At 31.2% G+C, this 11,703-nt stretch carries 8 protein-coding genes; 5 read left to right on the forward strand and 3 right to left on the reverse strand.

Features of this window, described 5'->3' with window-relative positions; all coding sequences use genetic code 11:
• The first annotated feature begins 200 nt into the window (after nucleotides 1-200).
• Nucleotides 201-1,049 carry a hypothetical protein gene (locus A2255_01785; protein ID OGI18615.1) on the forward strand — a complete coding sequence of 283 codons (849 nt, stop codon included), beginning with the start codon at nucleotides 201-203 and terminating at the stop codon, nucleotides 1,047-1,049.
• Nucleotides 1,050-1,333: 284 nt separating this feature from the next.
• Here A2255_01785 and A2255_01790 read toward each other — a convergent pair whose 3' ends face one another.
• Entirely contained in the window at nucleotides 1,334-5,782 is a 4,449-nt protein-coding gene (locus A2255_01790; protein OGI18616.1) for a hypothetical protein, read from the reverse strand.
• A 213-nt stretch (nucleotides 5,783-5,995) separates the two neighbouring features.
• Between A2255_01790 and A2255_01795 the strand changes: the two genes are divergently transcribed.
• The 4 genes from A2255_01795 to A2255_01810 all read left to right on the forward strand — a co-directional run bounded on the left by A2255_01795 (nucleotide 5,996) and on the right by A2255_01810 (nucleotide 9,855).
• On the forward strand, nucleotides 5,996-6,586 hold the full coding sequence (locus tag A2255_01795; protein OGI18617.1) for a hypothetical protein: 591 nt from the start codon (nucleotides 5,996-5,998) through the stop codon (nucleotides 6,584-6,586).
• Nucleotides 6,587-6,588: 2 nt separating this feature from the next.
• On the forward strand, nucleotides 6,589-7,407 hold the full coding sequence (locus A2255_01800; protein OGI18618.1) for a 4Fe-4S ferredoxin: 819 nt from the start codon (nucleotides 6,589-6,591) through the stop codon (nucleotides 7,405-7,407).
• A 246-nt stretch (nucleotides 7,408-7,653) separates the two neighbouring features.
• Nucleotides 7,654-8,076, forward strand: coding sequence for a hypothetical protein (locus A2255_01805; protein OGI18619.1), 423 nt, complete (start codon nucleotides 7,654-7,656; stop codon nucleotides 8,074-8,076).
• A gap of 132 nt (nucleotides 8,077-8,208) precedes the next feature.
• On the forward strand, nucleotides 8,209-9,855 hold the full coding sequence (locus A2255_01810) for a hydroxylamine reductase (protein ID OGI18623.1): 1,647 nt from the start codon (nucleotides 8,209-8,211) through the stop codon (nucleotides 9,853-9,855).
• A 66-nt stretch (nucleotides 9,856-9,921) separates the two neighbouring features.
• Here A2255_01810 and A2255_01815 read toward each other — a convergent pair whose 3' ends face one another.
• Together A2255_01815 and A2255_01820 are read right to left on the reverse strand one after the other, a co-directional pair.
• Entirely contained in the window at nucleotides 9,922-10,566 is a 645-nt protein-coding gene (locus A2255_01815; protein ID OGI18620.1) for a hypothetical protein, read from the reverse strand.
• 110 nt (nucleotides 10,567-10,676) lie between these two features.
• Nucleotides 10,677-11,498 carry a hypothetical protein gene (locus tag A2255_01820; protein OGI18621.1) on the reverse strand — a complete coding sequence of 274 codons (822 nt, stop codon included), beginning with the start codon at nucleotides 11,496-11,498 and terminating at the stop codon, nucleotides 10,677-10,679.
• Nucleotides 11,499-11,703 lie beyond the last annotated feature (205 nt).

The raw sequence follows: 11,703 nt of genomic DNA on the forward strand, positions 1-11,703 counted from the left end.
AAGCACTAAAAAACTTTTTCTTACACTATTCACATTTTTATATTATAATCGACCTGAAAAAAATAAACTCTGTTATTTAAAAATTCCTATATATAACAAAATTTATTAATATTTTGTAACAATTCAAGTAAAAAATAACAACTTTTTGGCTTTATAAGTTTTTAATCATCAGATCAAAGTTTAAATAAGGAGAGTGTTAAATGACTACCCTACAAAAAATAGGAACACCACAAGCAATTTTGCCTAAAGATCAGGGCAATGTACGTTTTAATCCGCCAATTAATTTTAAAGGTGAAGACGAATCTGAAGACACTCTAAATATAACAAATTCTCAAGATGAAAATGAAGTTGAAGCATCATCACAAGATAATAAAGCTAAAAAAGAAGAATCAAAGCCAGTTAGAAAACTTGATCTAACTGAAGCTGCAACAAATTTTGGAAAAGGTGTTATTTCACCAATAACATCAATGTTTTCTAGTCCTGAAAACTTCTTAAAAGGTGCAGGTGCAATAGCAATTGGCAATTACTTACTGAAAAAAATTCCCAAAGTAGGTGGATTGTTAGTAGCTACTGGACTTGGTATTGGCGCAATAAGAACAGCTACAGGGTTGCGTGATGTAATTAAAGAGAAAGACCCGGCACAAAAAGAAAAAGCATTTTACACCATAGGAGAAGGCACTGGTATCACTCTAGCTTCAGCGTATGTAGCCAAACCTATTGCAAAAAATGCAGGACTTAATGTAGAAGGGAAAGGCTTAGTAGGTTCTACAATTGAATGTATTAAACCTACAAATATAAAAAATGCTGTTGCTTCACTGTTTAAAGCATTAGAAGATCCAAATACTCTGAAAACAATAGTAACAAGAGATATTGGACAAATGTCCGTTGCATCAGGAACAACAGGTGATGCTACACCTAAAATAGCTGATCCTACAAACAATGGAATGGAAAATGGAATACTTTCAGCAATATCCAAACTACTTCCTAAAAGTAAAACATTAGCAGGTGGTATGGCGATAAGAGAAGCAGCAGAAAATGATAATGAGTAAGAAATCTTAATAACTTCGTTAAATAAAAATAAAACTCCTGAATTCAGGAGTTTTATTTTTAAGATTAATTCTGGAAATTTATTATTCAACAAATAATAATAGCATATTTAGGCTAAATAATATGATTATAAAATTTAACGTTTTAACTTAATAATAACCAAATTAATACCTTAAAAGCAGATGTAAGAAACATAAAAATTAATTATTATTAATGTAGCAAATAATTTTAATACTACACTAATACCAATACAGAAATGTATTGGTTTATTTTTTGCTCAAAATATTTAAGCAACAGGTAAGGTAAAGTAAAAGGTTGTACCTTTATTTATTTCGGATTCAAACCATATTCTACCATTATGTAATTCAACAATTTGCTTGGATAAATACAGACCAAGGCCTGTTCCAACTTCTCTTTTAGTTGTCGGATATCTTTGAAATATTTTAGGTTTCTCAACCTCAGAAACACCACGCCCATTGTCTTTTACTGAAACTTGAACTTCATTATTTATTTTCTTAGCTGCTATAGTTATTTGTGTTCCTTTTTTATTATGCTTAATTGCATTGCTTATAAGATTGACTAAAACCCTGTTAATTTCAGTTCTATCCATCATAACCAGAGGTAAATCAGGCTCAATATCTACAATGATATTTGATTCTTCGGCCCTTGCGAGGTATTTTAAAGATCTTATAGCTTCTTCAATTACATTTTTTACATTACCAGGTTGAATATTCAACACAATCATTCCTGACTCATATTGATATACAGAAAGCATATTATTCACTATCCTTAGCAGTTCTTCATTAGTGTTATAAATATCTTCCAGATATTCTATATAATCTTTTAGCGGTGAAACTGGATCTCTTGAGGTCATAAACTCAATTGCCTTTTGCTCTGCAATAATAGGACTTTTCAAGTCGTGAGTCAAAGTTGCAATAAATGTTCTCCTGGTTTCATCGAGTTCCTGTCGTTGAGAAGCTTCAAAAAAGACAATAGATGCAGCATCAATCATTAATTTAAATAGATCGACTTCATCTGATGTCCACTTTCTAGGGCTGGAAGAGGTAATTAGTGTAATTCCGGTAATTTCTTCATGTTCAGCCTCAAATACTCTTCTTGAAGTCGGATATAACAATAATGCCTGGATTTCATTTGACTTTAAATATTCTCTAAATTCGATATCCCGAATTTCCTCATCCACATTATTTATAGGTATGGCCTGTTCCGGAACAGGTCTGATTTCATTAATACACTCTGCACATAAAAGAGTTTGCTTATATAATGATTTATAACGCTCTTTATCAGCTATATACTCATTTTGAATATATAAATTAGCCTTGTCATCCTCATGTAAGTGCAGGCTTCTATCAACGTTAAATGTTGGTGCTAATTTAGTTAATAAATAATCATATATTTGATCATGAGTCTCAAGCTTCCTAACCTCAATTATCATTTCTCGTACTATTCTTTCATTATCAAGTGATTTTTTTAGCCTCTCATTTAATCTGAATAAATTTATACCTATAGAAATTTGCTGAACTATTGGATTTAAAATATCAATATCCTCTTTTTCCCAGGCTTTTTTAGGGGTTGTATTAGTTATAACTAATACGGCAATTGAATTATTCTGATAAAAAACGGGTACAGCTATAGTGGATATGACTCCAAGCCTCTTATACTCTTCTCTTAATGGCTCAGGATATTTAGGATCATTAATATCATTAACTATTAGAGTATTTTTCTTATCAAAAAGCTCTGTTGCCAAATATTCATCTACTTCTTTTGGGTAAGACCCCATTCCTATTGCTGATGGTACACTCTCATCCCTTTTATATTCCCCAACAACCTCAGAAAAAACTCTAAATGTTTCATCATAAAATCTAATGGCAACCCTATCTACATCAAATAAAATTCCTACTTCGAAAGTAATACTTTGAACGGCTTCCTTTAGGCTAGTGCTTGTTAATACCTCATTAATTATAGTTCTTAATAATCTTTCTCTATCACTAGTTTCCTGAATTTGGTCATATAACTGAGCTTGATAAACAACTATAGATGACTGATTTGCTACAGCTGACATAAGATCAATATCATTCTGATTAAACTGTTTGTAACTGTTAACATAATCAACAATGAGTAGTCCTAAAGGAATATCTCTATAGAACATAGGTGCAACTATAAAAGATTTTACTGCATATTTTTCTATTATATATTTTGTCTCATCAGGTACTTCAAGAGTTCTGGAGTCATTTACAGCTAAAACACGTTGTTGATCAATTACAATTTTTGTAAAAAGGCTCATTTGTTCTCTAGTAACATGTAAACCACCTACGTCTTTAAATATTAAAGACGAAATATAAGATCCATAACTTTCTACTGGTAAATACTCTTGTGTTTTAGCATTATATCCAATAAAGAAGCACCTATCAGCCTTAAATAATTCGCCAGTTTGTGTAACTATCGATTTTATTGCTTCTTTTGTACTTAATGATCTTATAGATGTAACCATAATTTCCCGTAGAAGTTGCTCTCTCTGGGCAAGCATTTTTGTTGAAGTAAATAATTGAGATTGATATATAGCAATAGCAATTTGATCCACTATAGGAATCAAAGTATTAACATCCTCTTCAGTCCACTTTCTTTTATATTTAGTCTGCACAGCAAGTAATACTGCAAGAGGCTCTTCATTATGCAAAATAGGTAATGCTATTGCTGACTTAAGTTCATAGTTTCTTGCAAATTCTTTAGATTCCGCACCAAGATTTGATGCATCAACATCATCAATGATTATTGGTCTCATTTCCTCAAAAAGAACATGTTTTATAAGCTGATTTACCTCTTCAGGATATTGAACCTTTAAAGTAGATGGAATAGTAATATCAGCTCTATATTCACGCTGCCCGGGCTCAAGTTTTCCTGTCTGTGGATTATATAATCTTAGTACACAGTTATCCAGGTTAAGCAGCAAACCTACTTCTCTTGTTACTACCTCAAAAACATCGTTAATATCAAGTGAGGTTAATACGAGATTAATAATTCTTCTTAGTGTATACTCTCTTTTTGCAATATCATTTGTAGAAGTATAAAGTCTTGCTTGATAAATGACAGTTGAAATCTGAGATTCAAGAGACTTTATTAAGTTAATCGTACTTTTCGACCAATAATGAGATTTACTAAAATAACAAAGCATTAGGCAGCTTAAAATCTCATTTTTATAGCTCATTGGTAATATTAAAAATGATTTTATCTCCATTTTCTTAAAGAAACTCGTCGTATATTCATCAATATTCTCTTGTTCAAAGTCAGAAACTGCTATTAATTCTTTTTTTTCAATATTACTGTAGATTTGCTCTAATCCTTGCTGTCTTGAAAAGTCATACTTAGTTAGTGACGGGATATCAGGTCCACTTCTATATTCATATTGAGTTGGATATAAATCACCTGTTTTATTATCAAGATTTAATATGATTACTTCTTCAGGCTTAAATGTGTCCCCAATTATGTTAACTACACCATTTAATACTTCATCAGCACTTAAAGCACTTCTTAACTTGTTAACTATAGATAAACGAATCCTATCCTGCTCCTGTTTTGACAGTAATTCCTGTGTATATTCCCAATTTAGCTCAATAATATCATTGATTCTTGCAGTCAACATTCCAATTTCATCTTGCGTACTTACAGGAATCTTTTCAGGTTCTTCACCAAGCTTAAATTCTTCTACTCCCTGAATAAGGTTATTAATTGGATCTATAAACCTATTAGACAAGATATATTGAACAATAATTGCAATTATAAAAAACTCTATAAAAATATACGGTGCAAAAGCAGGGAACCTAATATTAAACACTACAGACGTTAAAGTAACAAAAAATAAATAAGATACGATCAAAAATAAAGATAAATATGCTGAGAATCTCTGCCTAAAGCTAATATAAGCAGACTCTAAAGGAATTTCTTTGATTCCAATTACAAGAAGCAAAAAACCTATTAATTGTGCAGCATGCCCATAAATACCATATAATGTCGTCAAGCCAAGTACAAATAAAGCAACAATGAATGTTGAAGCAATAGTACTTTTAGAAGTTAATCTTATATCTGCATATATAAACGCTGATAAGAGGTAAAGTGCCCTAATAGCTGTCTCTAAAGAAGCATCAATAAGTATAAATTTATACGTATATTCCTGCACTAAAATAAGCAGAATGGGTCTTAATATAATGTCCAGTAATATAATTAAGAGCGCAAATACAAGAAAGCCTGTATAAACTTTTCTTCTAAAAAGTGGATCGGGTTTTCCTGAAGTATCTCTTGAATAAAATGTAGACATAAATATTGCAATTGCAAAGATCAAATCGCCAATCAAAAGATAAATGATTTCAGGATTAGCAGCAAAATTTTCAGCTGTTAAAACATCATATGGAAATTCAAATGAAGATAAAATATGAAAAACTTTAAGTATGCTTCCCGCTAAAAACCCACCGCTAATAACTGCAATTCTTCTATCAGGAGTTCTCGAATATATTTGATTACCACTCAAAAAAACAAAAAAAGCCAATAAAGCTATTATTGCTTCAAAAACTCTATGGAAAAAAATATTAAACGAAAAAATCTCAAATAAATTAGCAGGAATAGTAAAGGTAATAATACCTGTAATCAAAACTAAAATAGCAAAAGATATATATAAAATTACAAGTTTATTCATGTCCTCAAACTTATTAATAAATAAACACATTAATTTTCTTACTAAATATTGATAAATTTCATTAGACTTATAACTAAAATAACTAATCTACTTATTAATAATCCTGATATAAGAGGTCTGAGGATTAATTCTTCTGTAAAAATGAAGTTAAATTAGGAAATTTAAACAAATTTTATGAGATTGACAAAATTTTCAAGTTTGTTATACTAGTTAGTGAGCACTAACTAACTTGGAAAAAAATATATGCAAAACTTAACAAAAAGACAAAATGAAATAATTAACGTATCGATAAAATTAATAGCAGAATCGGGTATTCAAAATCTAACTATAAAACACTTGTCTGAAAAACTTGGCATATCAGAGCCAGCTATTTATAGACACTATAAAAGCAAGCTTGATATTCTGTTAGGAATCTTAGACTATTTTCAGGATAGTACAAACTTAGGTTTTAACAGAATATATGAATCAAAACTATCTAATATAAAAAAACTTAAAGCAATATTCATCGAAAGATGCCAGGAATTTGCAGAAAGGCCGGAATTAGCTAAAGTCATATTTTCAGAAGAAATTTTTCAAAACGATAAAAGATTGAGTGAAAAAGTAACCTCTATTATGAAAACTCATCACGTTATTATTCACAAAATAATTGAAGAAGCTCAAAAAAACAATGAAATCAGGTCTGATATTCCAAAAGAACATATAGCTCCAATAATTGTGGGAACACTTCGTCTACTTGTAACCAGATGGAGATTGAATAATTTCGAATTTGACATAACTCAACAGGCTAAAGATCAATGGAATTCAATTGAAAGACTGATAAGTAAGGAGAATTAATTATGAAAAGAAGTATTATAAAGGTTGATGAAGAAAAATGCACAGGCTGCGGGCATTGTATTCCAGGCTGCCCCGAAGGCGCTCTGCAAATTATAGATGGTAAAGCAAGATTAGTAAGCGATCTTTTCTGTGACGGTCTCGGTGCTTGCATAAAAGAATGCCCGTTTGGAGCTATGACTGTAGAAGAAAGAGAAGCTGAAGAATATGATGAATATAAAGTTATGGAAAATGTAATACAAGGTGGACCAAACGTAATAAAAGCACATTTAAAACACCTCAAAGACCATAATCAAGTAGAGTTTTTAAATCAAGCAATAAATTTCTTAAAGGAGAAAGATATGGATATTCCTGAATACGAAGAAAAGCAACCCAAATTGGCATGTGGATGCCCTGGTACAATGACAAAAACCATAGAAAGAAAAACTGATCACGAAATATCTAACGTTAAACTATCTTCAGAACTAAATAATTGGCCAATCCAACTGCAATTATTAAATTCAAATGCTCCATACCTAAAAAATGCAAATCTAGTAATTGCAGCTGATTGTACACCGTTTGCGTATGCAAACTTTCATCAGCGTTTCTTAAAAGACAAAGTTCTTATAATGTTCTGCCCCAAATTAGATAAAACTATAGATCAATATGTAGAAAAACTTGCTGACATATTCAAAAATCAAGACATTCAGTCAGTCACAATTGTACATATGGAAGTACCTTGTTGCTCAGGAATTGAAATAATTATCAAAAAAGCGCTTGAACTTGCGCAAAAAACCATAGTTATTAAAGACTATACAATCTCAATTTCAGGAGAAATTATTTAGTATAAACAACTCGAGTTGCTACTTAAATAATTGTGAACGTCATTGCGAGCCATAAATCTTGACCTTAAGGAATAATCATATTTGCGTGACAATCTTAAAGCATAAATTTATGTATGTAGCAACTTGAGTTATAAACAATATTTTACACTTATCGAGCAAGTTAATTGACTTTTATCTATATTCTGGTATACTGGTACCAGAATCCAGTAAACAATATTAATACAACATAATGAGGAATTTATAAATATGCAAGGCGTTATCAAAATATCAGAAGCAGCCACCTTAGCACTGCATACAATGTATTTTCTATCAATCAGTACTAATAGATTGGTTTCTACAAAAGAAATTGCATCGACTTTTACTATTTCAGAAAATCACTTGGCAAAAGTTCTTCAAAGGCTAGTAAAAGTCGGATTAGTTGAGTCCATTCGTGGACCTAAAGGCGGCTTTAGTTTAGCTAAAAGTAGTGAAAATATTACACTACTTGAAATCTATGAAGCAATAGAAGGCACATTGGAAATGTCTGATTGTTTACTAAATGAACCTATCTGCGGTGGTGGAGATAACTGCATTATATTTGGCGGTTTATTAGACAAGATAAATAAGCAAGTAAAAGATTACATGGAACAAAAAAAGTTATCTGAACTCAGAAATCTTTTTTCTAAATAAAATCTAAAAAAAGCAATATCAAAATTAATTAGCCTGTTGAATAATCTGTATCAATTGGTATAGGAGATATTTTTTGTGAATTTTTTAAAAAAATTATTTAGTATGCAAGAAAAGGAGAAAAGAATTATGAACATGTTTTGCTATCAATGCGAACAAACTGCTCAGGGAAAAGCTTGCTCTATACAAGGAATTTGTGGCAAGGATCCAGTAACAGCATCACTACAAGATCTCACAATCTATGCCCTTAAAGGATTAGCTATGTATGCACATCGATTAAGAGAAATTGGTATAAAAGACCATGACATTGATGTTGCAACAGTTGAAGGCTTATTTACGACTGTTACCAATGTAAATTTTGACCCTGCTCGTCTACAAAAAATAATTCTAAAACTAGGAGAATTAAAAAATAGAGCGAAAAAACTTTATGAAGAGTCAGCTAATATTCCAGAGATACTTATAGGCCCAGCAAAATGGACACCAGTTGAAGATTTAAATGGACTTATTCAACAAGGACAAGAAACAACTATTAAAAAAAGGTTGGAGAAACTTGGTGAAGATGTAATCAGCCTTCAGGAAATTCTTACTTATGGGCTTAAAGGAGCTGCAGCTTACGCAGACCATGCAATGATTCTTGGACGTGAAGATGATGAAGTATATGGATTCTTCCATGAAGCTTTAAATTTCCTAACACAAGAAGACCCTACCTTAGATGAATTAGTGGCAATGAACCTAAAATGCGGCGAAGTTAACCTTAAGATAATGGGATTACTTGATGCTGCCAATACAGGAACTTATGGGCATCCTGAACCAACCGCTGTAAGAACTGAACCCATTAAAGGAAAAGCTATTCTAATATCAGGGCATGATTTAAGAGATTTAGCTGAACTATTAAGACAAACAGAAGGTTTGGGAGTAAATATTTATACCCATGGAGAAATGCTACCTGCAAATGCTTATCCTGAACTAAAAAAATACAAACACCTCGTAGGAAACTATGGTGGTGCTTGGCAAGATCAGCAAAAAGAATTTGATGAATTTCCAGGTGCAATTCTTATGACAACAAACTGTATTCAAAAACCAAGAGAAACTTATAGAGGCAGGATCTTTACCAGTGGTCTTGTGGCATGGCCAGGAGTAACTCACATTTCTGACAGCAATTTTGCCCCTATAATTGAAGCTGCTCTGAATTCAGAAGGATTTAAAGAAGATGGTCCAGACAAAAAAATTATGGTTGGATTTGGTCATAATGCAGTTTTGGGTGTAGCAGATAAAGTTGTTGAAGCTGTTAAAAATGGAGATATTAAGCACTTTTTCTTAATTGGAGGATGTGACGGAGCTAAAAGTGGACGTAATTACTATACAGACTTAGCTCAAGCTGTCCCAAAAGATGCAGTAATCCTCACATTAGCTTGTGGTAAATATAGATTTAATAAACTTGAATTTGGTGATATTGGTGGAATTCCTCGTTTATTAGACATTGGCCAGTGTAATGATGCTTATTCTGCTATTCAAATTGCAGTTACGTTAGCTAAAGCATTTGATACTGATGTAAACAGCTTACCATTATCAATGATTTTATCGTGGTACGAGCAAAAAGCTGTAGTAATACTTTTAACTTTATTACATCTCGGTATTAAAAATATTCGTCTTGGTCCAACCTTACCAGCTTTTATAACACCAAACGTGTTGAATGTATTGGTAGAAAATTTCAATATTATGCCAACTACAACTGTTGAAAACGACTTAAATGCAATTCTTGGTGTGAAATCCAACTCATAAATATCCTAACAAAGAGAGATCCGAGATTACTGTAGTAATCTCGGATCTCTCTTCATATATAAGATCTTAAGTATTATTTGTGCCTAAAATTGATCCCAAAATACCTTTAAATAGGCTACCAATCATACTGGGTAATATTCCTGGATCTTTCAAAATTGCTTTTTGTACACCTTTTTGACCACCATATCTTATTGAACTTATTAGGCCTTCTAACTCCTGAGTAGTTAACTCCTTTTTTGTATCGTCCAAAACACCTTTAAGAAGAACTTTTGTAATGCTACCTAATTCTTTATCTGGAATTGAGTCAACGCCTCCTCGTATTGTAGCCATAATTACTCGTTCTAAATCCTCACGTGGAATCTCTTTTAATATTCTATTTGTAGATCCAGTTGCTAGTGAGTTAATTATTTCTTTATTTCGTTCAGGTGAGAATCTTTCTGAAACATCATTTATAACATTTTCAGATACTGATTCTGTTAGCTTTTGTAATTTTTCAGGAGAAGTATCCCTGATAGCATTTTGAATAGTAGTTGAAAATGTATTTAATAGCTTATTATATCTCTGAATCATTTTATCTTTTTCAGCAGTACTTAAAGCTAGACGATCATGCCCGTACTCGCTAGTAAAATCCCCTTTAAAAGCAGGTTTATAATTAGAAATATTAGGTATCTTTTCTAAATTTGAGCCTGAAAATCTAATGTTATTCACCATTATAGCCTCCAAATGTATAATAATTAAAAGTTATTAGTAACTTTATAAGTTAGCTAATAACTTTTAATTGCTATTTTTAAATAAAAATTTAAATTTTATTAATGTAATTTCTAATTCTTTTTATCTAAATCTTTCTGGATAAGGGATTTCTTTATATATTCCTGCAAGTCTGATGATACTTTGATATTTTGCAAAGACAGGTTATATTTCCCAATATCAGCAAGAATTTGCTGTTCTTCATGCAGGCTTTTTGCTTCTTCTTTTGAAACTGAATTTAAAGCTTTATTAAAAGCATTCTCAGTGACTTGCTTATCTTTGTTTTCAAGCTTATAAATAAGATGATCCAATGTATGATCATTTGTTACTCTATATTGTGATAAAATTTCCTGACTAGTAGCTCCATAAGGGAAATTATACAGCCAGTTTAATGTCTTTTTATCTCCCTCAGATAAAGAAATAACACCATATTGATGAGGAACATACATAATATCATTTGGATACGGGCTATGATCTAAACCAACCGCATGACCTATTTCGTGCAGTATAGTATGATAAACCTCATTTTTATCCTGATACTGTGAATGAATAACCCCGTCAGAAAGACCGATGCTTACTTCAGCAGAGAATAATCTTCCTTTAGCATCATAATTAAAGTAACAATGCCCCAATGATGATCTTTCAACTCTTTTCCAGTCTAAATTTATTTGAGAATCATTTAAATTATTTACTATCTTAAAAGAAATCTTATTTCTGGATGCCTTATGCCATATATCCAAAGCATCAATAACCATTTGCTTATATAGATATCCTTCATTCTGCGACTTATACCATCTAAAAGGAGCAATATAAACCGTTAATGGCATGCAGTTATCTGGCCACCTCACTAATTTATCATTTTTTAAACAATTGTTTAAATATGAAATCAGCTGCATAAATACCTACTTTTAAAGCAATTATCTCCAATTGCTCACTTATTAAACAAACTTAAAACAAGAATTTCATTTTGCAAAATATTCTTTAACCAATATACTAATTTTATAATATCCTTAAATAATAATCATGGATTTAATATTACTAAAATAAATAACTTTTTCCAGTTACATATAATTATAAGAAGAAATATATAAATTAAGATAT

Source organism: Candidatus Melainabacteria bacterium RIFOXYA2_FULL_32_9 (assembly GCA_001784615.1).
Taxonomy (GTDB): domain Bacteria; phylum Cyanobacteriota; class Vampirovibrionia; order Gastranaerophilales; family UBA9579; genus UBA9579.